Below are 25,833 nucleotides of genomic sequence, written 5' to 3'. Positions count from 1 at the left end.
TCCCCACAGTAACACGTCGATCTGATGCTACGAGTGTCGGTATATTACAAATACTCTCCATCTTACTTATTAATTCTCTAGATTTTTGACATCGAAACTGATTCAAAAGGTATCCCGACTAACCCATAACGGAGTTTTTTTGATTGAACATGGATAATTACTGCATCGTGCAGCCAGTGGTGTTGTGTGTGATTTTCTGGGGTGCCATCAGCAATAGAAACCGTCATAGAATAGTCACCATTAGGAAGTAATGGTAGGTTAAAAATGTATTTAGCTTCAAGAACATCTCCAGCATGGGCGGAACAAGGCGGCTGCACATAAGTGTATGTGTGCTCACCAAATAGGGACTGCCCAAGTTTATCCTTTACGAAAAACCCAACGATAGGACTCAACAACGTTTGATTAATGTTCACGCGTATTATCAGCAGCACCCTTTCACCACCGGCCGCCAATGTGACTGGTCTTTCGTCAACGGTCATAATCTCGACCCCAACGACCTCAGCCGCACCCGTTTTCCAACCATCAGAATTTGCTATATCTTCAAAAAAACTAATTCTAGTGTCATCTTCTTCTGGTTTGTTACTTTTATCATCAAGCACTTTAGGTTTTTTTATAGAATTCAGCTTAACGCTCTCACCATAGACTTCCTGATTACAATACTGGGTATATTCCTTGCTTACTTTCTCTGCATCAGCAAACATTCTTATTTCCCCATCAGATAGCCAGATAGATTGTTGGCACATATTATTAATGGCATTCACATCGTGACTAACAAACAATACCGTTCCAAATTCCATAAATCGCCGTAAGAACCGCATACATTTCTGTGTAAAAATTGCATCCCCAACTGCCAGTGCTTCATCAATCACCAGAATATCCGCATCAACGTGCGCTATAACCGCAAACGCTAATCGCATAGTCATCCCACTTGAGTATGTCTTTATTGCTTGCTCAATAAAGTCGCCTATATCTGCAAAGGCAACTATTTTCTCATATCGTTTATCGACTTCTTCGGTTGAAAGCCCTAGCACCGACGCATACATGTAGATGTTGTCACGTCCAGAATATTCTGGATTAAAACCAGAGCCAAGTTCTAAAAGTGCTGCTACACGGCCATTTATTTCTACAGTACCATTGCTTGGTGTTAGAGTGCCGCAAATGAGCTGGAGCAGCGTGGACTTTCCTGAACCATTACGCCCAATGATGCCAACGGTTTCTCCTCTCTTAATTTCGAATGAAACATCTTTTAGTGCCCAAAACTCTTTAAAGTATTGTTCTTGTTTTATTCCAACTAATTTCTGCATCCTCGGTAAAGTAAATTGCTTAAGGCGATCATGAGGAGCATCATAGATTTGATAGCACTTACTTAGATTATTTGCACGAATCACGAAATCATTAGAGGACATCTGCAAATCCCTTTCGGGTTTTTTGAAACCACGCGTACCCAAGCCATAAAATGCTAATCGAAACTAGCGCATATATGGATAATCCATACCAATCGGGTTGATTACCCCAAATCAACACTTCTCTAGCTTGCTCAATAATAAACGTAAGCGGATTAGCCATGATGTAAGAATGGTATTTTACCGGCATAGCGCTTAGTGGGAAAAATACGGGCGAAAGAAACAAAAGTATGGTTGTAATTATTCCAGTCGTCTGCCCTATATCACGAACATAAACGCCTAATGAGGCCAACGCCATGGAAATTCCTAACATCAAAATGATCAACGGCAGCAATACAATGGGAATCAGCAGCACAGTCCAAGACAAAGAACCATTCAAAAAAAATAAAGCAAGCAATAAAACAGCAAGGCTTACAAAACTGTGAAATATGGCTGAGCCAAGACTAATAAGAGGTAACATCTCCAAAGGAAAAACAACTTTTTTTACATAATTAATATTACCGAGGATGAGTCCAGGAGCTCGATTTAATACTTCTGCAAGAAGTCCATGTGCAATCAGACCAGCGAACAATATAACTGCAAAGCTAGTATTACTTTCTTCATTGCCTATTCCCCACTTTGTTTTAAAGACAACGGAAAAAACAAAAGTATAAACAACCAACATGAGAACTGGATTGATAAATGACCAAAGCAATCCTGCATAGGAGCCTTTGTAACGGCCCACTACTTCTCGTTTAGTCATCTGTATGATGAGTTCACGATGCAGAAAAATGCTTTTGGTCAAGAAAATCAATGAGGTGGGATGATTTTCATGAGGATTCATTGTGCTTCAAGTACCTCTTCCGTACACAACGCCATGGCATGATGCCACTCCGGCATAGTCACTCCAAAGCGTGTTGCCAGTGAACTTGAGTCCATCTGTGAATTTTTGGGTCTCGGCGCAGGGAGTGGGTAATCTTCGGTAGCAATCGGCAAAACACTTCTTGTTTTGATTCTTCCTGCAATGTCGAATTGACTGGCTCTCGCAATGATAGCTCTGGAAAAACCATGCCATGTTGTTTTTCCACTAGCGCAGAGATGGTATGTGCCAGATACGCCCACACCAGTCTGTCGTTCTTTTTGTACAGCAAGCAGTATGTGAGCTGTTGCATCTGCAATATTACGCGCCCAGGTTGGAGCGCCATACTGATCTGCAACAATGCGTAATTCTTTACGCTCTTGAGCTAATCGTAATATGGTTTTAAGAAAGTTATTACCGCGCGCTGCATAAACCCATGTAGTGCGTAGAATTAAGTGGTCACACCTTGATTGAATAACAGCTTTTTCACCGGCAAGCTTACTGCGCCCATAGGCATTTATGGGATTAGGAATATCTTCTTCTGTATAGGGTTCTAGCTTCGTCCCATCGAAGACATAATCGGTGGAATAATGAATAAGAAGGGCGTTTAGCTTTAGAGCTTCCTCGGCGATAACACCCACTGAAGTACCATTGATGGTTGTCGCCAGCTCCTCTTCTTCTTCCGCCTTGTCCACAGCAGTGTAGGCAGCTGCATTGACGATCACATCCGGCCTTATCTCTTGCACGATGCGAGGAATAGTTTCCGGCCTTGATAGATCACACTGAGTCCGATTTAACGCTACCACTTCTCCCAGCGGCATCAAGCTTCTTGCGAGTTCCCAACCAACCTGACCGTTGACGCCTGTAAGCATGATTCTCATGCAAACACCTCGGCCTGACGGAGCAAGAGACCTTCTTTATCTTTCGACGACAGCTGCAGATCAGCATTTATTGGCCATTCGATGCCGATCTCCGGGTCATCCCAGCGGATGCAGCGTTCATGTTCAGGGGCGTAGTAGTCGGTGGTCTTGTAGAGGAAGTCCGCGCTCTCGCTGAGCACCACGAAGCCGTGGGCGAAACCTGCCGGCACCCACAGCTGGCGGTGATTCTCTTCGGTCAGCTCCACCCCCACCCACTGGCCAAAGCTGGGGGAGGATCGACGGATATCCACTGCCACATCGAACACCGCCCCCTGGGCTACACGCACCAGCTTGCCCTGGGGCTGCTGGATCTGATAATGCAGCCCGCGCAGGACGTTGCGCTGGGAACGTGAGTGGTTGTCCTGCACAAATCTCACATCCGATCCTGTCGCTTGTTGAAACGCCTTGGCATTGAAGCTCTCGAGAAAGAAGCCCCGGCTGTCACCAAAGATCTGTGGCTCGATCACCAGCACATCAGGAATCGAAGTCGGTGTCACACGCATCGCTAATACCCTTCCTGCAGTAACGCAAGCAGATATTGCCCATAGCCGCTCTTCTTCAGCGGCTCGACCAGCCGCTCAAGCTGCTCGTCGTCGATGAAGCCGGAACGCCAGGCGACCTCTTCCGGACAAGCGATCTTCAGACCTTGCCGCCGCTCGATGGTCTCGATAAACTGGGAGGCCTCGATCAACGACCAATGGGTGCCGGTATCGAGCCAGGCATAGCCGCGCCCCATCAGGGAGACGGTCAACTCCCCCGCCTCCAGATAGCGCTTGTTGAGGTCGGTAATCTCCAGCTCGCCCCTGGCGGAGGGCTTCAGATCACGGGCGATATCGACCACCTGATTGTCATAGAAATAAAGGCCGGTCACCGCGTAGCGGGACTTGGGCTGCTCCGGCTTCTCTTCCAGGCTGATCACCTTACCGGACCTGTCGAACTCGACCACACCGTAGCGCTCCGGGTCATTGACCTGGTAGGCGAACACGGTGGCACCGGTTTCACGCTCGGCCGCATGCAGCAGATCGGTGGCCAGTTCATGGCCAAAAAAGACGTTGTCCCCGAGCACTAGGGCACAGGGATCGTTACCGATAAAGTCAGCGCCGATAATGAAGGCCTGGGCCAGGCCGTCGGGAGTGGGCTGCACCGCATAGGAGAGGTTCATGCCCCACAGGGAACCATCGCCCAACAGCTGCTCGAAGCGGGGCGTATCCTGAGGGGTGGAGATGATAAGCACGTCCCGGATCCCCGCCAGCATCAGCGTGGTCAGGGGATAGTAGATCATCGGTTTGTCGTAGATTGGCAACAGCTGCTTGGAGACAACCTGCGTCACCGGATAGAGCCGGGTACCTGAGCCCCCCGCCAGAATAATTCCCTTTCTCACTCATCCCCCCCGTTTGTCGTAGTTGCTCTCGATCCATTTGCGATACTCGCCACTGGCCACATTCTCCACCCAGCCGGCGTTGTCGAGATACCACTCCACTGTCTTTCGGATACCGCTCTCGAAGGTCTCGTCTGGCGTCCAACCCAGATCCCGTTCGATCTTGGAGGCATCGATTGCATAGCGCAGATCGTGACCGGGGCGATCAGCCACGTAGGTGATCAGCTCTTCATAGCGTTGGATGCCCTCGGGGTGCTCCGGGCGCAGCTCATCGAGGATCGAACAGAGTGTTTTAACCACCTCAAGATTGGTCTTCTCGTTATGGCCGCCGATATTGTAGGTCTCGCCATCCCGCCCCTCCAGCGCCACCTTCACCAGCGCGCGGGCATGATCTTCAACCTGCAGCCAGTCGCGGATCTGATCCCCCTTACCGTAGATCGGCAGGGGCTTACCAGCCACCGCGTTGAGGATCACCAGCGGGATCAGCTTCTCGGGGAACTGATAGGGGCCGTAGTTGTTGGAGCAGTTGGTGATCACCACCGGCAACCTGTAGGTGCGGTTCCAGGCGCGCACCAGGTGATCGGAACTCGCCTTGGAGGCGGAATAGGGAGAACTCGGCGCGTAGGGGGTCTCTTCTGTAAAGAGATCGTCAGTCCCCTCCAGGTCACCGTAGACCTCATCGGTGGAGATATGGTGGAAGCGAAACCGCGCTTTGGCGGGACCCTCCAGGCCAGACCAGTATTGGCGCGCCGCCTCCAGCATCACATAGCTGCCGGTGATGTTGGTCTGAATGAACTCCGCCGGACCGCTAATCGAGCGATCGACATGGGATTCGGCGGCGAGGTGCATCACCAGGTCCGGATGATGCTCACGGAACACCCGGTCGACCTCCGCCTGGTCGCAGATATCGACCCGCTCGAAGGCGTAGCGTTCGCTGCCGTCCACCGCAGCCAGCGACTCCAGATTGCCCGCGTAGGTGAGTTTATCGAGATTAACCACATGGTGGTCTGTCTCATTGATCAGATAGCGGATCACCGCCGAGCCGATAAAACCCGCCCCGCCCGTAACCAACAACCGTCGTGCCGGCATTTGAGCCATGCTAATTGCCTCCCTCCCCCCGACAGGCTTTCTGGAGTCACTCAAACATCCCCTGCTTTAGCAGACATAGGCTGCCGGATTAATAGCAGTGACTCCGACCGCCTGCCCCACAGGATACACCCCGCACCTGTTCTCGAAACGAAAAAAGGCCTACGAAAGTCGTAAGCCCTTATTATTTGGTAGGCGCGATTGGATTCGAACCAACGACCCCCACCATGTCAAGGTGGTGCTCTAACCAACTGAGCTACGCGCCTGAAGAGCGCGGAATAATACATGCAGCCGGGATCGAATTGCAAGGGCCTTTGTGCGATTTATCGAGGCAGCTCTGGCCAGAGCCACGGAAGCCCCGTTGTCGGACTGAAAACTCAGTGGCCGCTGGTCAGGGGAACAAAGGCCACCGGCAATAGACTCGACAGGGAAACTGCGCCCTGATCATCCTTCTCCAGCAACACCAACTCCTGTGCGGCGTAGCGCTCACCCACCGGCAACACCATGCGCCCACCAGGCCGCAGCTGCTCGATCAGCGTCGGCGGAACCTCCACTGCGGCCGCGGTTACCAGGATGATGTCGAAAGGCGCCTCTTCCGCCCAGCCATTGCGGCCATCCCCAACCCGGTAGTGGATGTTGTTGTAGCCAATGGTATCAAGGCGCTGCCTAGCGGCCCGCGCCATCTCAGGCAGGATCTCAACGGTATAGAGTTGATTGACCAGCTCCGCCAGAATCGCAGTCTGGTATCCCGATCCGGTCCCCACCTCGAGCACCTTGTCATGGGTTTCCGGCGCCGCCACATCGGTCATCAGGGCGACGATAAACGGCTGGGAGATAGTCTGCCCTGAGCCGATCGGCAAGGGACTGTTATCGAAGGCGTGCTGCAGCATCGCCGGCCCCACAAACTGCTCCCGGGGAACGCGCTCCATCGCCGCCAACACCGACCGACTGATCTCCGAACGTCCCGTCATCCGGCCGACGTAGCGGGTCTCATCGACGATGTCGCGAATCATCCCGAACCTATCACTACCCATGCCATCCCCCCAGAGGTCCTATGAACTACCAACATCCATCCTGGAAAGGTGATTACAAAATCTACGCAACCAACAAAACGTGAACGGAGTCACGTTTTTCATAACTAATTATTCCTGGCCTGTCAACTTAAACCAAAACAAATCAGTCGTTAGAGACTTCATCCGTGACTATGCCAGCACACCCTGTACTTCCAACTCACGGATTTTATCGCGCACCCTGGCCGCCTCCTCGAACTCCAGATCCCGCGCGTGCTGGTACATCTCATCCTCCAGCGCCTTGATGCGTTTGGCCATCTGCCGTGGTGACAGGGCCGCATACTCCGCCTGCTCCTCCACCACTTTAGCATAGCGTTTGGCTGACCCCGGGGCACCGGGATAGGCTCCCTCCAGAATGTCGGCAACTGATTTGCGGATGGTCTCCGGAGTGATGCCGTGAGCCTCATTATGGGCGATCTGTTTGCTGCGGCGGCGCTCGGTCTCGTCGATGGCGCGGCGCATCGATCCGGTGATCTCATCCGCATAGAGGATCGCCTTGCCGTTGGCGTTGCGCGCGGCCCGGCCGATGGTCTGGATCAGCGCGCCTTCGGAGCGCAGAAAGCCCTCCTTGTCGGCATCCAGAATCGCCACCAGCGAGACCTCTGGCATATCGAGCCCTTCGCGCAACAGGTTGATGCCCACCAGCACGTCGAACTCACCGAGACGCAGGTCGCGGATGATCTCCACCCGCTCCACGGTATCAATATCGGAGTGTAGATAGCGCACCTTCACATCGTGATCGTGCAGATAGTCGGTGAGATCCTCCGCCATGCGCTTAGTCAGGGTGGTGACCAGCACCCGCTCGCTCTGCTCCACCCGCTGGCCGATCTCGGAGAGCAGATCGTCGACCTGGCTGGTGGCAGGGCGCACCTCCAGCTCGGGGTCGAGTAGACCGGTGGGGCGGACCACCTGTTCAACGATAGCGCCGGAGCGTTCGATCTCGTACTCACGCGGGGTGGCGGAGACATAGATGGTCTGGGGCGAGCGCGCCTCATACTCGTCGAAGCGCATCGGCCGGTTGTCGAGCGCCGAGGGCAGACGAAAGCCATACTCCACCAGGGTCTCCTTGCGCGATCGGTCGCCCCGATACATGCCGCCGATCTGCGGGATGGTGACGTGACTCTCATCCACCACCAATAGGGCCTCGTCCGGCAGGTAGTCAAACAGGGTCGGCGGCGCCTCACCGGAACCACGTCCGGAAAGGTAGCGGGAGTAATTCTCGATGCCGGAGCAGTAACCCAGCTCCAGGATCATCTCGATATCGAAACGGGTGCGCTGCTCAAGCCGCTGTCGCTCCACCAGTTTGTTGGCCGACTCCAGCTGATCCAGACGCCCCTTTAGCTCTTCTTTGATCTGATCCACCGCCGCCAGCAGGGTCTCGCGGGGGGTGACATAGTGGCTCTTCGGATAGATCGAGTAACGCGGCACCTTACGCAGCAGCTCGCCGGTGAGCGGGTCGAACAGGGTGAGCCGCTCCACCTCGTCATCGAACAGCTCCACCCGCAGCGCCTCGGCGTCCGACTCAGCCGGGTAGATGTCGATCACCTCACCGCGCACCCGGAAGGTGGCGCGATGCAGCTCCACATCATTGCGTTTGTACTGCAGCTCAGCAAGACGCTGCAGGATATCGCGCTGGTTGATGATGTCACCACGGGAGAGGTGCAGCATCATGCTCAGGTAGGAGCGTGGATCACCCAGGCCGTAGATCGCCGAGACGGTGGCGACGATGATGGTGTCGTTGCGCTCCAGCAGCGCCTTGGTGGCGGAGAGACGCATCTGCTCAATGTGCTCGTTGATCGAGGCGTCCTTTTCGATGAAGGTATCGGAGGCCGGCACATAGGCCTCGGGCTGGTAGTAGTCGTAGTAGGAGACAAAATATTCCACTGAGTTATTGGGGAAAAACTCCTTGAACTCGCCGTAAAGCTGGGCCGCCAGGGTCTTATTGTGGGCCAGGACCAATGTCGGACGCCGCACCTGCTGGATCACGTTGGCGATAGTGAAGGTCTTGCCCGAGCCGGTCACGCCGAGCAAAGTCATACCCGCCTCACCATCGTGGATACCCTCTACCAGCCGCTCGATTGCACTGGGCTGATCGCCAGCCGGGTCGAATCGGGAGGCCAATTGAAATTGTTTCACCATCGGGGATTCTGCATCTAAGGGTAATTGGATATTATTACACGCCGACATGCCGGAATCGTGTCAGCTTATCGGCATTATGCTTTTCAACCTCCAGTTACGGAATTTGTAGATGAACAGCTTATTCTCCACTCGCGTACAGGCGATCAAACCCTCGCCCACCCTGGCGATCACCGCCCGTGCCAGCGAGATGCGCGCTGCGGGTAAAGATGTAATCGGGCTGGGCGCTGGTGAGCCCGACTTCGACACTCCGGAACACATCAAGGCCGCCGCGATCCAGGCGATCAACGACGGCTTCACCAAATACACAGCGGTGGACGGCACCCCCGGACTGAAACAGGCGATCATCCACAAATTCAAGCAGGACAACGGTCTCGACTACGCAGCAGACCAAATCCTGGTCTCCTGCGGCGGCAAACAGAGCTTCTACAACCTAGCCCAGGCGGTGGTGGAGCCCGGCGACGAGGTGATCATCCCGGTGCCCTACTGGGTCTCCTACCCTGACATGGCGCTGCTAGCGGGCGGTGTGCCGGTCTACGTGCACGCCGATGCCTCGCAGCACTTCAAGATCACTCCGGCCCAACTGCAGGCGGCGATCACCAGCTTGACCAAGCTGGTGGTGATCAACAGCCCCTCCAACCCCACCGGCATCGCCTATAGCCGTCAGGAGCTGGAGGCGTTGGGCGAGGTGTTGCGGGAGCACCCTAAGCTGCTGATCGCCACCGACGACATGTACGAACACATCCTCTGGTCGGACGAGCCCTTCTGCAACATCCTGATGGCCTGCCCCGACCTCGCCAACCGCACTTTGGTACTGAACGGCGTCTCCAAAGCCTATTCGATGACCGGCTGGCGCATCGGCTACGCCGGCGGCCCCGCCAATATCATCAAGGCGATGAAGAAGATCCAATCCCAGAGCACCTCCAATCCCACCTCCATCTCCCAAGTAGCGGCACAAACGGCGCTGGAGGGGCCCCAAGAGTGCATCAAGGAGATGCTCACCTCGTTCAAAGAGCGTCACGACTATGTACTGGAACGGCTCAACACGATGCCCGGCATCTCCTGTCTGCCGGCCGACGGCACCTTCTATCTCTTCCCTAATATCGAAGGGGCGCTGGAATCGATCGGCGGTGTCAGCAACGACCTGGAGTTGGCGGAATATCTGATCGAACAGGCCGGCGTGGCCCTGGTGCCCGGCTCCGCATTCGGCCTCGGCGGCCATGTCAGGATATCCATCGCCACCAGCATGACAAATCTGCAAAACGCCCTCGACCGGATCGAAAGCGTTTTGAGCTGAGAGATCGCCTTGTAAGTGGAAGGAGAGGAGCTAGGCTCTAACAGGAAACGATCACAATCCGCTCAAGAGGGCACGACATGGACGTCACCCCTACACAGGCCAGGCGCGCCCGCGCCTGCGGTTTCTCTCTCGTGGAACTCACCTCGGTGCTCAGCGTCGCGCTGATCCTGATCGGCGTAGGGGTTCCCGAGTACCGTCATTTCAGCGCACAGAACCAGCTGCACAGCAGCCTGCAGAGCTTTCTGACACACCTTCAGATGGCTCGCATCAGCGCCATCCAGCAAACCGATTACGCGATTCTCTGCCCCAGCCGCGATGGTATCAACTGCCTGAAAAGCACCGAGTGGCACCAGGGTATCCTGCTTTTTCTCGATCGCAACAGGAACAAAAAGGCAGACCAGGGAGATCTACGGCTGCGCGTCTGGCAAACGCCCTCAAACACCCCAGTACGGATAACCACCACCTCCGGCAGGCCCCTGATCCGCTTCGATCCCAACGGCTGGGCCTCAGGTTACAACGCCACCATCACCTTCTGCAGCAGCTCAGCAGAGATCCCCCCCAAAGCCCTCATCTTCGGCAACCCCGGCCGAATACGCATCTCGGACAAAGGGGCGGGCGGAAAAAAACTGACCTGCAACTAATTTTTCTCGCCCAGACTATTGACGAGGGCCGGAGAGGTCATTAATATTCGCGCCTCAATGCAATTCCCCGGTAGCTCAGTCGGTAGAGCGGGTGACTGTTAATCACTAGGTCGGCAGTTCGAGCCTGTCCCGGGGAGCCATATTGCCTTACTGGGAACCTTTATCGGTTCCTGGTTTTTGATCAACGACTCGGGGCGGTATTCAATCCGCACCGAGTCGTCACCCAAAATTATCCGATCAATGAATGTCCCGAAGAAGTGTCGCAGCTTCTTCGGGCTTTCTGTTGTATTGATAATATAGCGTAAAGCCCTCTCCAATTCAGCAATATCCTCTTGAGAAACAGTGAGTTTCGGCTGTTCTTCTGCATCAATCCCCGCCAACTTCCGCTCTAACTCGCCAATTCTTTTATTGTTTTCACGTAGCCGCTTGGTTAAATCTCCCAGATTCGGGGTGTCCCTTCCGTAGGTTTCAAAGAGCTCGTATATTTTCGAATTTCTTTCCTCAACAGCTGACAAGGCGCTGGAAATGGCCTGACGACGCTTTCTGTGATCCTTCACCCAAGTGCCACAGGCCTCATTCAGATCCCGGACCACATCAGATAGAAAACTCCTGGTAAAAACCCGGTCCAGGATTACCCCAACCATCCATTCATCAAACGACCTGGCCGAGATTCGCCGATTATTTCCGGATCCTTTTTTCTGGGCTAAGCGGCAATTGTAATACCAATATCGCTTACCGGTTCCACTTTTGCCTGATTCAATCTGCATGCTGGAACCATCATTGCAGCGAAGGATGCCCGTGAACAGGTAGGTACTCTTCGGAGACCCCTTATTATCACCAGCAGTCGCACCATCCATCATGGATTGAACGGTATCCCACAGATCAAGAGGAACCAGGGGATCATGTGCCTGGACGATAATCCACTGATCTCGAGGCTTTTTACAGCGGGTAGCGCGGTCGCGCCTGCCAAAGACTACCCGTCCCGCAACAGCATCATTCCGCAGCAACGCCAAAATGCTGGATTTGGTCCATGATTTCCCGCGGTTGGTGACACCCCGATCCTGAAGGTTGATGGCAATGGTCAGTGCGCCCATCCCCCTGGATCGCATGTCAAAGATTTCACGGACCACAGGGGCTTCATCAGCGCGTGGGCGGAGGCGTTTTCTCTTTGGATTGTCTGGCGCCGGATAAGCTTCTTAGCCGAACGGGACTCGGCCGCCATTGAAATATCCTTCTTGTGCATTCTTGAGCATGGAACGGGTGGTGTCCGCAGAAACCTGCCGGCTATAGAGCTCGTCAAAGAGTTCCAGGACGCTCTCAGTCACCCAGCCACCGTCTGTGTTGCGGTCGATATTCAAGCTCACATACTGAATATCAATACCCGCTTTTGCCAGACGCAGTTTGTACATGCCCGCGTCGATCTTGTTTCGGGCAAATCGGCTGGTAGACCAAGTGATTAGGTAGTCTGGGCTCATCACCTCGCAGTATGCGATGGCTGCCTGGAAGTCGGGACGGTCGTCATACCGGCCGGATCGGCCTTCATCCACAAAGATCCGATCCACCCGCGCCCCAAGGGACTCCGCCTTTGCCGCGCACTGCTGGATCTGTGACTCCAGCGGCAGCTCATCTTCAGCTTGCCGGGCAGTGGAAACCCGAGCATATATCACCGCAGTTTTTTCCATTTTTCGCCTCGAGCCCGAACTCAGGAATTAAAGAGAGTGCAGATATAGAGGTACCCACCCCCCCTTGTGGGCTGTGGGATGTTGCTATGCCGAGCCCCCACCCCCGCTGTCTTACTGTGCTGGTGGTGTGATTCTGAGAGTTGAATTGCGCCTTTGTGGTTTGTCGTCTCTCGTAACCCACTGATCCAACATAGGCATGGTGTGTGTAAACTGCGTCTTTGTGAATAATGCGCAGTTTATAGTTTCAAGCGGCAAGAGATTGAAACCGTTTGAATTGCGCGTTCCCCCGGCTGCTGCATCTGCCCCAGAACACCCATAGTCTTAGACATAGCAGAAAAGGGCTGGCCACAGCAATCTGGGTTTCAGGCGCCAGATAAGGAGCGCGGGGGTGCCTCTGGGGTAGATATGGTGGGTGTTCAGGGTTTGGATAGGTGTCTGGCCAGCTTGGTGACAGGTAGCTCCATCTTTGACAGCGGATTGGCTTGGTCGACTGCTTTGGCCAGGGTTCGCAGCGCTACATGCACATAATCTTTGGTGGTCTTCGGATCCTTATGCCCCATCAGGGCCTGGATCTTGAGCAGCTGCACATCATCTTCGGTGAGCTCTGTGCCATACAGATGGCGAAGCGCATGAGGATGGCACTGATCCCTTGGGATACCCGCCTGATCGCCATACTTCTCGACCATCTCACCCACCGATCGGGTAGAGATGCGCCTTGCCTCACCGTAGTACTCATGTGGGGGCGTCTTCATGTCCTTGGTACTGACGAACAGCACCTGGTCACCATCAGGCAGCATCCTGTCGATTCGCGCCAGCTCCTCATGCCCCAGATAGGCACGGATCAACAGCCGGGTTTCATGGGGGGCAGGAACAAACCGCTGATGATCCCCCTTCTCCCTGACACGGATGATCAGCCGCTCCATGCCTCGATCATCGGCCGCCCAGACCAGATCCGACTCATTGAGACGACAGACCCCTGACAGCCGCAGACCGCAGCCGATGAACACCGACAGGATCGCCGCATCCCGCACCCCGAGGAACGTATCCAGATCAGGCTGCAGCATCAGCCGCTCACCATGGACCAGGTCCATCCCCTTCGGCAGCCGGCGCCCGCTCTTGGGATAGGGCACGGTCACAGCCGGGTCTTCAAACAGCAGGCCCTGCTTCAGAGCCCAGGCATAGAAGCCCTTCACCGCCGCGACCGTAGGCCGACGGCTGCCAGGACGCAGCCCCCGCTTATGGGCCTCCAGGCCACAAAACGCCTCGAGCTGGGCACGGTCGGCATCCAGCAGGCCCATCTCGTGCTCCTGCTGCAGCCAGGCGGCGAGCCCCTCCAGATAGCGGAAGTACTTATTTACAGTGCCAGGCTGGCGGCCTTCGTTGTGCTCTTTCCACGTCAGCCAGCGGGTGATCAGATCGGTATTAGTCGGGTGCATTGTCGGCCTCATTTCCAGGGGAGGGGGAAAACAACCCGTGGACCGGTGGATACATGGATATTTTCGTGTAACTCATTGAAATGATAGCACTTTCAGTTTACTAGAATCCATGGATTAACCCATGGAACGAACTCTAACCCATGGATAAGGAAACACTAATATAGAAAAACCCGTGGATGGGACTTTTGCCTTTTCTCTTCCTTTTTCACCGTTATTCTTCTTTCTTTTCAATTATTTAAGAAGAAGAAGAGAAGGAAAAGCCAAAAAAGTGACATATGGCTAAAAGTCGTCAACCCATGGAGGAATAGACCTAACCCGTGGATATTCAGACACAACCCGTGGATGGTGTTCTCTCTATAATCAATGACTTACGCGCAAACAGACCCCAAATCCACGGCTTTTTGGGAATGCCCCCCTATAGGAAATGGCCACCGAGGGGCAGTTTTGCTCTTCTTAGAAGGCAGGCGCAGCCTGAAAGCGGGCGCAGCCCGACTCATTAGGGGGTGTGGGGGATGAGAAATACCAAGCGCAGGCGCCTCAATAAGCCGAGATCCAACCGGCAATCAGCGCAGGACACGGACAAACTTGGGGTGGGCGCAGCCCTACTTATTGGGGGGAAAGGGGGAACGTTGAGAAGAGCGGGCAAACCATCGAGAGCGCTTCTCCGGCCGATCTTGGGGTAATGTTGGTGGACCAGCTGACTTAGGCCCCTCTCGCATCTCCTGAATGACCTCATCCAGCATCAGCATCCCCCGATCAGAAGCTATCTCATCAGCAATTCGCGGGGAGGATCGAGACTCCAGCACCGCCAAGGCCTTTTCCAGGCGCTCTCTCACTGGCGCAATCAGGCTCAGCAGATGTATGGGCTCAACGTCCTCAATCGGTGCATCTGGCATCCCACTGAGGAGAGCACAAAAACAATCCAACTGAGACTTCGCCTCAATAATCAATCCATGTAAGTCCTGATCCATAGGATCCTCTCCAGCACTTTTCATTAGGAGAGCCTTATAGTGCGAGAGGGAAAGACGCAATTCACCACCAAGAGCCGACCTGGGTTCCCGAACTCCATGCGCCTACGTGAAAAGTTTCACAGTTCAAGGGGATAGGACTAAAGATTTTGCGTAGCGCCCCGCGCCAGAGCGGCGCGGGACTGAGGTTGACTCAACATGCGCACTACTCAGTGCCTGTTAATCTGACAGGAGAGGCTACCCCCTGCAACGCCTGATCGAGGCGGTCGATGATCGGGTTGAGCATCAACATCATGGCAGAGGGCTCCAGCGCCTCGACAGGGCCGTCTGGCATATTGGAGAAGAGCGTGTAGATCCCGGCCGCATAGTCCCTGGCCTCCTGAATGAGGGTGTTGTCATCCTGGCGCACCTCACACCTCCATACTCAACTGGCGGCGATCCTGGCCCAACAGCGCTGGGTTAGGCATGGGCTCACCGAGCTGGTTGCAGACGTTGCGCAGGCTGGTGAGCACGGACTCGTAGATGAAGGCATCCTTGGTCACTAACTTCTCGATCAGCTTGATCTTCTGGTTGCGCAGGGCAATCTGCTGGCCGGCGGTGACCTTGCCGTAAAAGCCCTGGCGGTGGATGGCGGGGAGCACCTCTTCGCAGACCCACTCGGTAAAGCGGATGGCTTCCGGTTTGTTTGAGCGGAAACTGGTCTGATAAACCGCCGGTTCGGAGATGAAAATCGTCTCTTTTTGGCCGTGACTGGTGATGAAACCGAAGCCACCCAAATCTTCTTTCTTCTCGATCTCGGCTATAGTTTTGAAGATGCTCTGGACTGCTACGAAGAAGTCAGCCTCTTTAACGGCACAGCCAAAGATTATGCCTACGACCTTATCGAAGAAACAACCGAAATTCCTGAAAATTTCCGCTACTACATCGACTACGATGCAATCGCCACGACATGGAGATCAACGGCGAGATCACCGAAATCAACTACGACCTGATCGTTACCAACGCTAACGAGTTCTGATCTTCAACAGGCCGCCGAAAGGCGGCCATTAGCATTGTCACTCATTGCCAATTTAAAGCCTGCTTCGTCGCAGCGATCATTCAGTGCTCAATGAATAGCTAGTGCTGCGCCCGCCGCCGGGGTCTTTTCGTAATGCGCCCCGATCCATCAGGTCGAGTATGTCGCGGTAGGCTGTGTCTTGTGAGCACTTGGCGATCTTTGCCCATTTCGATGTGGTGAGCTTGCCTTCAAAGCCATCCAGCAACCTGTTCAGAATTTTGATTTGCCGTTCATTCAAAGGCTCTTTGGCAAAGCGTTCCCAGAATCGTGCCTTTTGTAGTACGGCGCTTAATGTCTCCTGCGCCCCCTCGATGGCACGGAGCAGGCAGTTCAGAAACCAGTCCTGCCACCGCGTCACATCGAGTTCGCCTTTCTGTGTCCATTCCAGCGTATCGTAATACTCTTTGTGCTCACGGCGGATTTGTGCCGACATGCTGTAGAAGCGCTGGCCGGTTTTCTCCGAACGAGCAAGCGCCATATCCGCTAACGCACGGGCAATACGCCCATTGCCATCATCAAATGGGTGGATGGTAACGAACCATAAATGTGCTAACCCCGCGATGAGCAGTGGGTCCGTATCCCCAGGTTGTTCAAACCAGTGCAGGAATTTCGCCATTTCATCGGGTACACGATCTGCCGGTGGAGCTTGATAGTGGACTTTTTCCCTGCCAATCGGACCTGAAACAACCTGCATAGGGCCGTCACTGTCGTCACGCCAGTTACCCACCCGGATTTTGGTCATTCCGCTTCGGCCCGTTGGAAACAGCGAGGCATGCCAGGCGAACAATCTCTCCTCGGTCAGGGCTTCTGCATAGTTGCCCGTCGCATCCAGCATCATCTCGACCACGCCTTCGACATCGCGGTCAACAGGGACAAGCCCGCCAACATCCATACCGAGCCGCCGCGCTATGGATGATCTGACCTGATCGGGTTCCAGCTTCTCACCTTCGATTTCGCTGGATTTGACCACGTCCTCTGTCAGGGTGCGAAGATGGGCTTCATTGCGCAGGTCAAAGCCCAGCGCCTCCATTTTACCCAGCAGCCGACCCTGTTCTCTTGATACGTGCGCGAGCAGCTTGGAGAGGCTTGCATCAATCCAAGTGAAATCTGGCCAATCCGGTCTGACCCATATGTACATTTTTTTAAACTCCGCAATATATGCGGATATTATGGCCACTATTCTCCGCAGAGGCAAGAGAAAACTCCGCATCATGTGCGGAGAATAGTACCATTATTCTCCGCAAAGTCCGTTTCCATGTCCGCTTTATGATCGGCTATTCGGCAATATATTCAGTTGGTTATGCGGATATCATGCGCCTACGTGAAAAGTTTCACAGTTCAAGGGGATAGGACTAAAGATTTTGCGTAGCGCCCCGCGCCAGAGCGGCGCGGGACTGAGGTTGACTCAACATGCGCACTACTCAGTGCCTGTTAATCTGACAGGAGAGGCTACCCCCTGCAACGCCTGATCGAGGCGGTCGATGATCGGGTTGAGCATCAACATCATGGCAGAGGGCTCCAGCGCCTCGACAGGGCCGTCTGACATATTGGAGAAGAGCGTGTAGATCCCGGCCGCATAGTCCCTGGCCTCCTGAATGAGGGTGTTGTCATCCTGGCGCACCTCACACCTCCATACTCAACTGGCGGCGATCCTGGCCCAACAGCGCTGGGTTAGGCATGGGCTCACCGAGCTGGTTGCAGACGTTGCGCAGGCTGGTGAGCACGGACTCGTAGATGAAGGCATCCTTGGTCACTAACTTCTCGATCAGCTTGATCTTCTGGTTGCGCAGGGCAATCTGCTGGCCGGCGGTGACCTTGCCGTAAAAGCCCTGGCGGTGGATGGCGGGGAGCACCTCTTCGCAGACCCACTCGGTAAAGCGGATGGCTTCCGGTTTGTTTGAGCGGAAAAGGCTCTTGTGCATAGGCCCGGTTGGCGCGGGGTGTGTCAACATCGGCGTATAACGCTTGACGTTTAACGCCGCTCGTTATACTCTTGCCCCCATGATTAAAAGCTTCAAGTGCAAGCAGACCCAGGCGCTCTATGAGGGGCAATGCCCCCGGCAGTTCCGGGCCTTTCGCGCACAGGCGGAACGCAAGTTGCAGATGCTCGACTGCGCGGTCGAACTGGCGGATTTGCGCTTGCCGCCCGGCAACCGGCTGGAGAAGCTCAGTGACGACCGGCAGGGTCAATACAGCATCCGCATCAATCAGCAGTGGCGCATCTGCTTTTCCTGGACGGACGCGCCGTGCGATGTGGAGATCACCGATTATCACTAGGAGGACAGACGCATGAACCAGATGAGACCAATTCACCCCGGCGAGATTCTCCGCGAGGAGTACCTGGAGCCGTTGGGCATGAGCGCCAATGCGCTGGCCACCGCGCTGCGGGTCTCCGCGCCACGGATCAATGACGTGGTGCGGGAGCGGCGCGGCATTACGGTGGATACCGCGCTGCGGCTGGCCCGCTATTTCAACACCACGCCAATGTACTGGATGAACCTTCAGGCCGCCTATGAGCTGAAGGCGGCCCGGCGGAAGCAGGACGAGATCGAGCGTGAGGTGCTGCCGTTGCAGAGGGCTTCTTGAGGTGATCGAGGCTTGGCGCGCCTCACATGTCCGCGAGCAGCAGTGCGCCTGATCGACTACCACTAGGAGTGGCGACATGCTGAGCCGAGCTGCGGCTGGGGCGGTATTTCCGCACCTCGGCGCAGTTCTGGATGAACCTGCAAAGCGCCTACGATCTGGCCGTGACGGAGGCAAAGATCGGCGATCGGCTGGACCGCGATATAGATCCCGTGGCGGCATAGGTCGCGCGAGGCGCGGCCGGACGGGCGCATCCGCTTGATCGGCCCCTCACACTGGCGCCGTTTCCTTCCAGCCCACCGACAGCCCGTAGCGGACCAAGGCATCCAGATCGACAGCCACCAGGTTGCTCACCCGCCGACTGTTGATCACCCGCTCCTTATTCTCGGCCACAATAACCCCGGCCTGGCGCAGCTGGCGCTTGAACACCCGGTCGGACTTCACCGGCAAGGCATTCCAGCGGTCCCGCAGCGCCGGTGAATGGGCGATGTGGTCCATGATATTGCTGGTGCGCACCAACAGGCACTCCACATCGACGCGCTCGTCGTCCTGCACCGAGTCAAACATATGCGGATAGCGGAACTCACCCCGATCGATCTCCGACAGCGCGATCTCCATGATCCACACCCACGGCTCCCGGTCCTGGCTGGTCTCTGAGATGTGCTCATTCATCTCATGCAGCACATCCTGAGGAAAGTCGCCCTGAGACTCCTCCACCCCAGCAAACTCACACAGCAGCCGCCAGGCCATCAGCACCGCCGCATAGTTACCCGCCATGCGCACCGCGCCATCGTCGTCACCAGAGGCACGGGAAAGATCCAGACAGCGCTTGCGATAGCGCCCATAGATCTCCTGAATCTGGCTGCGGTCGTAGTGTTTTGCGAGGAACTGCAGCCACTGCAGCATCGGGAACCGGGGCAACGACTCGCGCATCTGCGTGCCCTTGGCCCCCGGCTTCAAGCTGGCCCGCACCACCTTACCCAGCAAGGAGCGCACCGGCACATCCTCACCGGCCATCAGCACCGGCGCCGAGAGGATGTACTCAGTCATCTCCGAATTACGTCGGTTGATGGTGTACTGGTAGCTCTCCTGCAATAGGTTCACCGCGGCATCAATCGTCTGCTGTCTGCGCGCCGAGATCTCCTCCCAGCCCACTGGGTGCGAGGTAGAAGAGATAGAGGTAACGATACGGAACACAGTCTCAAGCGACTGCCCAGAGAACATAGTGAAGGTAAGAGTCCGTTCCAGCCGTTTGATCAGGGTCGATTTACCCGCGCCCTTGTCGGCCTGCATGATCATGTGCGGCCAGAACCCCAGCAGCGCCTTCAGATGTGCACCCAAACCCCACACCAGCAGCTGCAGGGCCGCATTGTGCTTAAAGGTGGCCTGATAGGCGTTGATGACCTGTCGTGCATCCTCTTTCGAGCCCGAGTGAAAGGTCAGGTTATGGTAGGGGCACTGCTGCTGCGGATTCGTGAAATAGCAGTCCGGTCCTTCATTCACCACCAGCTTGCCCTCACGCCAGGCCAGCCCAACAAAATTGACCGCATGCCGGGCCCCAAGGTCAGCACTGCGCTCCAGGATACTCACCATCCGATTGAACGCACTGGGCTGAAACACCGGGCCAAACTTCCGCCACTGATCCACATTGTGCAGCTGCTCATCCTCAAACACCCGGCGCTGCAGGTTAGCGCCATGCCGGGGCGCCTGCACCGAGACAGAAAATAGCACCTGCGGTTGGGCGTCGACTTCCCCGGTCATGGTCGAGAGCGCACTGGCGACCGTCACCCGGCTAATGCCAGCAACACGGAACCCGCACAGATCCTGCATTGTCAGCTTGTCATCCCCTGCCTCATCATCCTTCTCCACCTTACTCACATAGGTGGTGAAATCCGGCTTGACCCGGTATTTCCAGTAGTGCGCGAAGTCATAAGATGGCAGGAACAAACGGGACCGCCCCTTCTGCCGCTCGGCATCCCCGATCATCCCTGGAATGGCCCAGTGCTCCAGCCGGTTCAGCTCGATCTTGAGGCCCGATGCACCCACATCCTGAAGCACGTCGTTCAGATCATTCCAGCCAGCGTCATCCCACGCCGACTGATCCAGCAGCATCGCCGAGATATTCAGCCCCGTCAGATGCTCATAGACCGACCAGGCCGACTTCTGCCCAGGGCAATAGCCGGTGCGCTCGTTGGGCGCGTCATTGTCCATCGCCACGATAACCTCCTTGCCCTGGAGGAAACGCCAGTCGATGTTATCCACATTGCCGGTGCCACGGGATGCCACCGTGGCAGTGCCAGGCAGGCTACAGCTATCGATCGACAGCGCATTGATGGCGGACTCCACCACAAACACCCGCCGCGCCGCCTTCAGCGCCCGCAGGTCAGCCGTCCAGATATGGCCGAACTTCTCGCCGATGGTTTGAGTCTTCACATCACCATTCAGTGACGGGTCCAGATAGCGCATATCCACCGCCTTCACATGGCCAGGGTTGAGAGTGCGCACAATGAAGGCCGCCGCCGGGCCACCATAGCCCACCTCCCCCACCTTGCGCTTGGTGGAAGTGAAGGTGTTAAACCCCAGCGACTTGCCACGAATCGCCCGCTCCACCGCCGTTTCCGCGATCTTTCGTGTCTCCACCAGGAAAGCCTTCACCTGATCTGCCTGAGCCAGACAGCGGCCAGCCACATTCTCCTCAAACGACAGCTCGCGCCTGGGCGCATCGGGGCGATCCAGAGGAATACCGTAAATCTCATGCAGCCGGCGGATCGCCTCATCCACCGGGGACTCTTCCACATACATCACTAGGTCGATGCAGGTTCCGGCCGCATCATCACAAGAGTGGTCTTTCCAGCGGGTGCCGTCGGCGAAGATCGACAGCGACGGGCTCTTGTCTGGGTGCCGGGGGCTCTTGTAGTTGCCCCGGCTCTGTGGGCGCTCCAGACCCAGCTTAGCGGCCAGGTCATAGAGATCGATACGCTGTTTGAGTTCTTCCGTTGAAGCCATAAAACTACCTGCTGTGGACGCCGGCAAATTGATTCCCTACAAGCCGGCTGCATTCAATCTCTCTCAGTTTCATGGTCATTACCTTGTTAAGTTGTCACCCGCCTCCGGCAGATAAATAACAATCTCCCCATCAAAGGCCTGCGCCATCTCCTGCACAAACTCGCTTTCAACCAGCTCAGCCTGGGCGGGATAGTCACGCTGCAGCTTCTCCCAGGCTTCACGCTTGCGCTCTCTGGGGATCCGAGACAGGTTGACCTTCTTCATTCGCCCTGCGGCGCGTCGGCCTGCTCCCCTTGCTGGCATCTGTGGATCAGCACCAACAGCAACACCGCCAGCGGGAACAGCTGCCAACCAGCAGAGATATTCACGAGACCTCTTCCATGGCGTCTTCAATGTCTTCACGATCCGGCAGCGTATAAACCGCCGTTGAGCGAGGGTCACGCTGGTTCAGCGCACCCTGCACCACACCGCGGGGATCTTTAGCGGTCGAGTTCTTCATCAACCGCTTGGCCAAGGTGTGGCGGAACCAGTGCGGAGACGCCTTCACTTCCAAACCAGCGGCTCGGCACCAGTGGCGCATCCGGTCCTGATAGCTCCTGATGCTCATCCGCTTGTGTTTCCGGGAGTAGACTAGAGGCAGATCCGCACTCTCCGGGTAGCCCATCTCCCGCCGGATCTGCAGCAGATCGCGCAGCGCCCGCCGCGCCTTATTGGTCAGAAACACCTTGCCGCCCTGGCTCCGCTTGGTGATCTCGGGGCGCAAGATCAGGTAACGATCCCGCAGCGCCGCCGTGGCATCCCCCACGCTCAGACCCGCCATGGTCTCGACTCGAATACCGGTCTGGCGCATGAAGCGCATCCAGGCGTAGTCCCGCCGGGCCAGCACGCTCTTGAACTGATTCACCGTCTGGAACAGCTGCCGCTCTTCGCCCTCTTTCAGGTAGCGCTCAAACACCCGCCGGTTCATGACTCACCCCGCTGGCCCTCAAGGCCCCACACCAACGCAAGATGCTCAAACACAGCCCCACCGTTGAGGATCAGCATGTGCGGTTCACGCCCCAGGTGGCGCAGCCGGAACACGTCCAGCAGGTTTTCACAGAGCACCGCATCCAGCAGGGCCAGGTCCGACACATTGAACTGGAAGCGCTGCCCGTTGTAGGCCGACAGCAGCCCCTGGGCGACCACGCGAGCACCTGACGTGTCCTGTGATACAGCCACCTTCAGGCAATACTGAAGCGCCACCGCCAGCGTCTCCTTCATGCTCTCTGGAATGCATGTGGAGGCTGCCAGCTCACGATGATTGATGATGATTTCCATTCTCTGATCTCCGTATTGATTCAACTCGCCCACTTAAGAGAGCGGGTTGTGCGAACAAACTCAAGAAACACCCGCCGGGAAGCCCCGGAGGCACCCTGCTCGACCGCCCTGGGCACTACCCAGAGGCTGGCCCAGCCGTTGCAGCTCACCACCGCCCCCGCCGGAACGACTGACTCAAACGCAGTCGTAGGGGACTCGATGCGGATCACCAGCTCCCGCTCGCCGTCCTGAATGTTCTCCAACGCCGTCAGCACCAACTGGGGGCCAATAATCAGGGGCTGGCCGATCTCCAGCCACAGCCGCCGGCGGTCACCGGAAGCGGCAAAAACACCAGCACGAAGCAGACGAATCATCGCCCTCCCCTCCTCTTCTTCTGGATCCGCGCAATGGTCTCCATTGCGGCCAACAGCTCCAGCTCATCCGGGTCAGGCTCCACGGCGATGGGAGCCTGTACCGGCGCAGCGGCTTCACTGCTTACCGTGCAGGCCGACATCAATTCGTCTTTGAAGAGCAGGAAAAAAACCGAAGTGCCAACCCGCAGCTGATGCCCGGACGGAATATTGTCTTCAACCCGGCGAATACCATGCTTGGCCAGAAAGTCAGGCACCGACATGGCCGACCTCCCGCAGTACACCACGTGCCGACAGAAACACCGCCACCTTTAACGTCAACGCTGGCGGCAAGGCATCATCAACAGCATCCTGATCCGGTGCTGCCGCCGCCCGAATCGACGCCACCACGGCCGGTGGCATCACATCGACAGCCAGATCCATCGCCGCCCCATGCCGCCCCGGCACAAACGGCAATTGATCGGGCAAGCCTGGGACAGTCATCCAGCTGGGAACACCGCCGCCCAACAGCTCCAGCAGCTGGATGGTTTGCGGCACATCAAGCAAGTATCGTTCTGCGTGCATCTTCCGCCTCCGCTAGTTGTTCGATACGTGAAAGAAATTCAAGGAAGGCCTGAATGTGCCGATAGCCCGCGGTCTTGATCGCCCGGGCCTCAGTCAGCGTGACCCGATGATCGGCCAAAGACTGGTGGATCACCTCACAGGTACAGCCCATCTTTGCCTGCCAGGCGCTGAACTTATCGAGCAGCTCCACATCCCCGACCGGCTCTGCATCCGGCAATTGGATAGAGATGTGGTGCAAGGTGTGGCTGAAGGCGTGCAGCAGGCGGTAATCCTGCGCCATCAACTGCAGGATGATGGCATCCTCCAGCCCCAGCTTGTGGCTGGATGACTCAGGATTGACCTCATTCGACAGGGTGCCAGCACTCTTGCCGAGCATTGGGCCCAGCGCCTCGGCGCCGCCCTTCATTCCCTTCCGAAACTCGTGGACGGTCCGCCAGGCAGCCTCCTGCACCGGCGTCCAGTGGGATGGTATTTCCCGTAACACTGTGCGTTCCTCTCACGTGGATCAGTGAGAGACAGCGGACTAGGCTTTTCGCGTATGGAGAGATCGACTACCCTATTTCACGCGAGGATGTACGGATGAAGGTGCTCAAGCCAAGTCCTGCTGCCTCGTTCGCCCCAGCCAGTGTTGCCGCACCGGCTGGGGCCTCTCTTCTCTCAGGCGGCTGCCGCCTGTTTCTCCTGCCAATCTCGCCAGCGCCGATGCCCTTCACGGGTTCCGGCGAACCAGGCATCGGCTTCGGCAGTGCCGACCTCATAGGGCCGCGACATGCGCTCGCCATTAAAGCGATAGACCAAGGCCGACATCACCCCCTCCTCGTAGGCGCGGCTGCGCGGGGTGCGATAAACACCAGGGCCAAAGGCCTCGTTGTAGAGTTGTTGTGGCAAGTCCATTTCTGTTTCCTTAGTCTCAAGCCGCATTTTTCTGTTCTGCTTGTTCCAGCCCCGCTTGAACAAAGGCCTCGACCAGATCTTTCACAGAGGTACCTCTCTCCGCCGCCAGCAGTTTGAGGCGTTTGTGAATAGCTGGGTCCACAAACAAGGTTTTGGGTCGCTGGATGTTTTTCATTTCACGCTCCATGATTTAGGATGCTGTTTTATGTTCCTGCGATTTCGTCGGGTACCGTTAACACTACCTTAGTAGCGCATTCGCTACCGGTCAAGCGACGACATGCCATCTGCTCATAACGATTTCTTATCAAAAATTAATTTTCTATCAGGCGGGCGTTATATCACCCCGTGGCTTGAGTCCACCGGACTGACAAAAGCAACCATCAATGCGCTTCGCAATGCAGGGCGCACACCGTCATCTGACGTACTCCGCGCAATCTCACGCACCGAAAACGCCTCATTGATCTGGCTAACTGAAGGCAAGGGCGCACCGTTCTACGTCGCCTATGCCCTCTCAGACGAGGATGGTGCCGAGCTGCTGGATGCCCTGTGTGAAGGGGATGGCTGGGTGATTGCAATAGTCACTGGCGAACACAGCGAGGGCTTCACCCTTCTGCTGGCACAGCACAGTCACTTTGAAATAAAGGGAAGACGCGTAGATTTCACCCAGGTCGAGATCATCGCCGGCCACCTGGGAAAAGCCACCCTGGAACGGGCAGCCCAGGCAACAGAAACCGGCAGCCGCCTCTACACGCTAAAAATCACAGATGAACAATACGAGCGCCTCGAACGAGGCGCCATGGGAAACTACGAACTCATCGGCTGGAGAAAAGAAGAAGGCCTATTCGCCAATGCTCAAGCCTGGCAAGAAACCGATACCCTCGACCAATTCACCCCCACCGCCGACACAGAAGACCACCTCACAAAACAAGAAAAGCTCCTGCTGAAAATCTTCCGCAGGTTCAGCGATGAAGACAAAAAACGCCTACTGGCAATCGCCGAAAGCCTTCAGCTTTAGCAATTTTACAACCAGCAAGCTTACCTTGTATGGTGATTTACTCATCATCACCTGATACCCATTTCACTGATTATGTTGCGCATGCTCCTGAACAAATTGGGGTTTGCTTTACGAAGCTGGGATAGCCAGTACTGGTGATCGAGCGCCTCACATCACCGACAGAAAAAAGCATAGCGAGGAACGAGCGACGCT

33 protein-coding genes and 2 tRNA genes are annotated in these 25,833 nt (G+C 56.0%); 7 read left to right on the top strand and 28 right to left on the bottom strand.

Annotated features, from left to right (window positions below):
* Positions 1-77: 77 nt before the first annotated feature.
* The 9 genes from L0Y14_RS06045 to uvrB form a co-directional block, all read right to left on the bottom strand.
* Positions 78-1,406, bottom strand: coding sequence for an ABC transporter ATP-binding protein (locus tag L0Y14_RS06045; protein WP_006475776.1), 1,329 nt, complete (start codon positions 1,404-1,406; stop codon positions 78-80).
* Positions 1,396-2,226, bottom strand: coding sequence for an ABC transporter permease (locus L0Y14_RS06040; protein ID WP_005966738.1), 831 nt, complete (start codon positions 2,224-2,226; stop codon positions 1,396-1,398). The genes L0Y14_RS06045 and L0Y14_RS06040 overlap by 11 nt, the downstream gene beginning before the upstream one ends.
* Positions 2,223-3,122 carry a dTDP-4-dehydrorhamnose reductase gene (gene rfbD, locus L0Y14_RS06035; RefSeq protein WP_005966739.1) on the bottom strand — a complete coding sequence of 300 codons (900 nt, stop codon included), beginning with the start codon at positions 3,120-3,122 and terminating at the stop codon, positions 2,223-2,225. Before rfbD ends, L0Y14_RS06040 begins: the two co-directional genes overlap by 4 nt.
* A complete protein-coding gene (gene rfbC / locus L0Y14_RS06030) occupies positions 3,119-3,664 on the bottom strand; it encodes a dTDP-4-dehydrorhamnose 3,5-epimerase (RefSeq protein WP_006475774.1) in 546 nt (181 codons plus the stop codon). Before rfbC ends, rfbD begins: the two co-directional genes overlap by 4 nt.
* A 2-nt stretch (positions 3,665-3,666) precedes the next feature.
* Entirely contained in the window at positions 3,667-4,542 is an 876-nt protein-coding gene (gene rfbA / locus L0Y14_RS06025; protein WP_005966234.1) for a glucose-1-phosphate thymidylyltransferase RfbA, read from the bottom strand.
* A complete protein-coding gene (rfbB, locus tag L0Y14_RS06020; RefSeq protein WP_005966235.1) occupies positions 4,543-5,628 on the bottom strand; it encodes a dTDP-glucose 4,6-dehydratase in 1,086 nt (361 codons plus the stop codon). It abuts the gene before it with no gap.
* Positions 5,629-5,814: 186 nt separating this feature from the next.
* Positions 5,815-5,891: transfer RNA gene (locus tag L0Y14_RS06015), tRNA-Val, on the bottom strand.
* Between the two features lie 111 nt (positions 5,892-6,002).
* Complete coding sequence (locus L0Y14_RS06010) at positions 6,003-6,659, bottom strand: protein-L-isoaspartate(D-aspartate) O-methyltransferase (protein WP_005966237.1); 657 nt, start codon at positions 6,657-6,659, stop codon at positions 6,003-6,005.
* A gap of 168 nt (positions 6,660-6,827) precedes the next feature.
* Positions 6,828-8,834, bottom strand: a complete 2,007-nt coding sequence (gene uvrB / locus L0Y14_RS06005) for an excinuclease ABC subunit UvrB (RefSeq protein ID WP_005966239.1) — start codon at positions 8,832-8,834, stop codon at positions 6,828-6,830.
* Positions 8,835-8,943: 109 nt separating this feature from the next.
* On the opposite strand from uvrB, the gene L0Y14_RS06000 reads away from it, so the two are divergent.
* The 3 genes from L0Y14_RS06000 to L0Y14_RS05990 all read left to right on the top strand — a co-directional run bounded on the left by L0Y14_RS06000 (position 8,944) and on the right by L0Y14_RS05990 (position 10,909).
* Entirely contained in the window at positions 8,944-10,128 is a 1,185-nt protein-coding gene (locus L0Y14_RS06000) for a pyridoxal phosphate-dependent aminotransferase (RefSeq protein WP_005966241.1), read from the top strand.
* Positions 10,129-10,205: 77 nt separating this feature from the next.
* Positions 10,206-10,769, top strand: coding sequence for a GspH/FimT family pseudopilin (locus L0Y14_RS05995; protein ID WP_005966243.1), 564 nt, complete (start codon positions 10,206-10,208; stop codon positions 10,767-10,769).
* A 64-nt stretch (positions 10,770-10,833) separates the two neighbouring features.
* Positions 10,834-10,909, top strand: a tRNA-Asn gene (locus L0Y14_RS05990).
* On the opposite strand, the gene L0Y14_RS16635 is transcribed toward L0Y14_RS05990, so the two are convergent.
* The 6 genes from L0Y14_RS16635 to L0Y14_RS05965 all read right to left on the bottom strand — a co-directional run bounded on the left by L0Y14_RS16635 (position 10,868) and on the right by L0Y14_RS05965 (position 15,631).
* Positions 10,868-11,899: a recombinase family protein gene (locus L0Y14_RS16635; RefSeq protein WP_369126562.1), complete on the bottom strand. Its 1,032-nt coding sequence runs from the start codon at positions 11,897-11,899 to the stop codon at positions 10,868-10,870. The genes L0Y14_RS05990 and L0Y14_RS16635 overlap by 42 nt on opposite strands.
* 66 nt (positions 11,900-11,965) lie before the next feature.
* Positions 11,966-12,451, bottom strand: a complete 486-nt coding sequence (locus L0Y14_RS05985) for a recombinase family protein (protein WP_006475770.1) — start codon at positions 12,449-12,451, stop codon at positions 11,966-11,968.
* 416 nt (positions 12,452-12,867) lie between these two features.
* Positions 12,868-13,887, bottom strand: coding sequence for a tyrosine-type recombinase/integrase (locus L0Y14_RS05980; protein ID WP_006475769.1), 1,020 nt, complete (start codon positions 13,885-13,887; stop codon positions 12,868-12,870).
* Positions 13,888-14,489: 602 nt separating this feature from the next.
* Entirely contained in the window at positions 14,490-14,858 is a 369-nt protein-coding gene (locus tag L0Y14_RS05975; RefSeq protein ID WP_251859278.1) for a hypothetical protein, read from the bottom strand.
* A gap of 202 nt (positions 14,859-15,060) precedes the next feature.
* Entirely contained in the window at positions 15,061-15,264 is a 204-nt protein-coding gene (locus tag L0Y14_RS05970) for a hypothetical protein (protein ID WP_010088852.1), read from the bottom strand.
* A 1-nt stretch (position 15,265) separates the two neighbouring features.
* Complete coding sequence (locus tag L0Y14_RS05965) at positions 15,266-15,631, bottom strand: BRO-N domain-containing protein (protein WP_251859277.1); 366 nt, start codon at positions 15,629-15,631, stop codon at positions 15,266-15,268.
* Here L0Y14_RS05965 and L0Y14_RS05960 point away from each other — a divergent pair.
* Positions 15,602-15,847 carry an antirestriction protein ArdA gene (locus L0Y14_RS05960; RefSeq protein ID WP_251859276.1) on the top strand — a complete coding sequence of 82 codons (246 nt, stop codon included), beginning with the start codon at positions 15,602-15,604 and terminating at the stop codon, positions 15,845-15,847. The genes L0Y14_RS05965 and L0Y14_RS05960 overlap by 30 nt on opposite strands.
* 102 nt (positions 15,848-15,949) lie before the next feature.
* On the opposite strand, the gene L0Y14_RS05955 is transcribed toward L0Y14_RS05960, so the two are convergent.
* From L0Y14_RS05955 to L0Y14_RS05945, 3 genes are all read right to left on the bottom strand, one after another.
* Positions 15,950-17,050 (bottom strand): Fic family protein, encoded by a 1,101-nt coding sequence (locus L0Y14_RS05955; RefSeq protein ID WP_006475873.1) that lies wholly within the window; start codon positions 17,048-17,050, stop codon positions 15,950-15,952.
* Between the two features lie 279 nt (positions 17,051-17,329).
* Complete coding sequence (locus tag L0Y14_RS05950; RefSeq protein WP_040820569.1) at positions 17,330-17,533, bottom strand: hypothetical protein; 204 nt, start codon at positions 17,531-17,533, stop codon at positions 17,330-17,332.
* Between the two features lies 1 nt (position 17,534).
* Positions 17,535-17,834 (bottom strand): BRO-N domain-containing protein, encoded by a 300-nt coding sequence (locus L0Y14_RS05945; protein WP_251859275.1) that lies wholly within the window; start codon positions 17,832-17,834, stop codon positions 17,535-17,537.
* Positions 17,835-17,913: 79 nt separating this feature from the next.
* On the opposite strand from L0Y14_RS05945, the gene L0Y14_RS05940 reads away from it, so the two are divergent.
* Positions 17,914-18,189 carry a type II toxin-antitoxin system RelE/ParE family toxin gene (locus tag L0Y14_RS05940; RefSeq protein ID WP_006474125.1) on the top strand — a complete coding sequence of 92 codons (276 nt, stop codon included), beginning with the start codon at positions 17,914-17,916 and terminating at the stop codon, positions 18,187-18,189.
* 21 nt (positions 18,190-18,210) lie between these two features.
* Complete coding sequence (locus tag L0Y14_RS05935) at positions 18,211-18,498, top strand: HigA family addiction module antitoxin (protein WP_305790634.1); 288 nt, start codon at positions 18,211-18,213, stop codon at positions 18,496-18,498.
* A gap of 267 nt (positions 18,499-18,765) precedes the next feature.
* Here L0Y14_RS05935 and L0Y14_RS05930 read toward each other — a convergent pair whose 3' ends face one another.
* The 10 genes from L0Y14_RS05930 to L0Y14_RS05885 all read right to left on the bottom strand — a co-directional run bounded on the left by L0Y14_RS05930 (position 18,766) and on the right by L0Y14_RS05885 (position 24,801).
* On the bottom strand, positions 18,766-21,501 hold the full coding sequence (locus L0Y14_RS05930) for a toprim domain-containing protein (protein WP_251859274.1): 2,736 nt from the start codon (positions 21,499-21,501) through the stop codon (positions 18,766-18,768).
* Positions 21,502-21,579: 78 nt separating this feature from the next.
* Complete coding sequence (locus L0Y14_RS05925) at positions 21,580-21,765, bottom strand: hypothetical protein (protein ID WP_005966100.1); 186 nt, start codon at positions 21,763-21,765, stop codon at positions 21,580-21,582.
* A gap of 100 nt (positions 21,766-21,865) precedes the next feature.
* The gene (locus tag L0Y14_RS05920; protein ID WP_005966104.1) at positions 21,866-22,468 is read right to left on the bottom strand and encodes a tyrosine-type recombinase/integrase; all 603 of its coding nucleotides are present in this window, start codon (positions 22,466-22,468) and stop codon (positions 21,866-21,868) included.
* Positions 22,465-22,818 (bottom strand): DUF7673 family protein, encoded by a 354-nt coding sequence (locus L0Y14_RS05915; protein ID WP_006474127.1) that lies wholly within the window; start codon positions 22,816-22,818, stop codon positions 22,465-22,467. Before L0Y14_RS05915 ends, L0Y14_RS05920 begins: the two co-directional genes overlap by 4 nt.
* Before the next feature lie 20 nt (positions 22,819-22,838).
* Positions 22,839-23,171: a hypothetical protein gene (locus L0Y14_RS05910; RefSeq protein ID WP_006474128.1), complete on the bottom strand. Its 333-nt coding sequence runs from the start codon at positions 23,169-23,171 to the stop codon at positions 22,839-22,841.
* Positions 23,168-23,431, bottom strand: a complete 264-nt coding sequence (locus tag L0Y14_RS05905) for a hypothetical protein (protein ID WP_251859273.1) — start codon at positions 23,429-23,431, stop codon at positions 23,168-23,170. The genes L0Y14_RS05910 and L0Y14_RS05905 overlap by 4 nt, the downstream gene beginning before the upstream one ends.
* Entirely contained in the window at positions 23,418-23,732 is a 315-nt protein-coding gene (locus tag L0Y14_RS05900; RefSeq protein ID WP_005966112.1) for a hypothetical protein, read from the bottom strand. The genes L0Y14_RS05905 and L0Y14_RS05900 overlap by 14 nt, the downstream gene beginning before the upstream one ends.
* Positions 23,707-24,216: a phage regulatory CII family protein gene (locus L0Y14_RS05895; RefSeq protein WP_040818942.1), complete on the bottom strand. Its 510-nt coding sequence runs from the start codon at positions 24,214-24,216 to the stop codon at positions 23,707-23,709. Before L0Y14_RS05895 ends, L0Y14_RS05900 begins: the two co-directional genes overlap by 26 nt.
* 173 nt (positions 24,217-24,389) lie before the next feature.
* On the bottom strand, positions 24,390-24,626 hold the full coding sequence (locus L0Y14_RS05890) for a hypothetical protein (RefSeq protein ID WP_240991596.1): 237 nt from the start codon (positions 24,624-24,626) through the stop codon (positions 24,390-24,392).
* Positions 24,627-24,642: 16 nt separating this feature from the next.
* The gene (locus L0Y14_RS05885) at positions 24,643-24,801 is read right to left on the bottom strand and encodes a hypothetical protein (protein ID WP_006474133.1); all 159 of its coding nucleotides are present in this window, start codon (positions 24,799-24,801) and stop codon (positions 24,643-24,645) included.
* 102 nt (positions 24,802-24,903) lie between these two features.
* On the opposite strand from L0Y14_RS05885, the gene L0Y14_RS05880 reads away from it, so the two are divergent.
* A complete protein-coding gene (locus tag L0Y14_RS05880; RefSeq protein WP_040818945.1) occupies positions 24,904-25,641 on the top strand; it encodes a hypothetical protein in 738 nt (245 codons plus the stop codon).
* Positions 25,642-25,833 lie beyond the last annotated feature (192 nt).

Origin of the sequence: Candidatus Endoriftia persephonae (assembly GCF_023733635.1) — a bacterium.
Lineage (GTDB): Bacteria > Pseudomonadota > Gammaproteobacteria > Chromatiales > Chromatiaceae > Endoriftia > Endoriftia persephonae.
The sequence above is the reverse complement of the archived record's forward strand: the minus strand, read 5'-3'. Positions and strand labels throughout refer to the sequence as shown.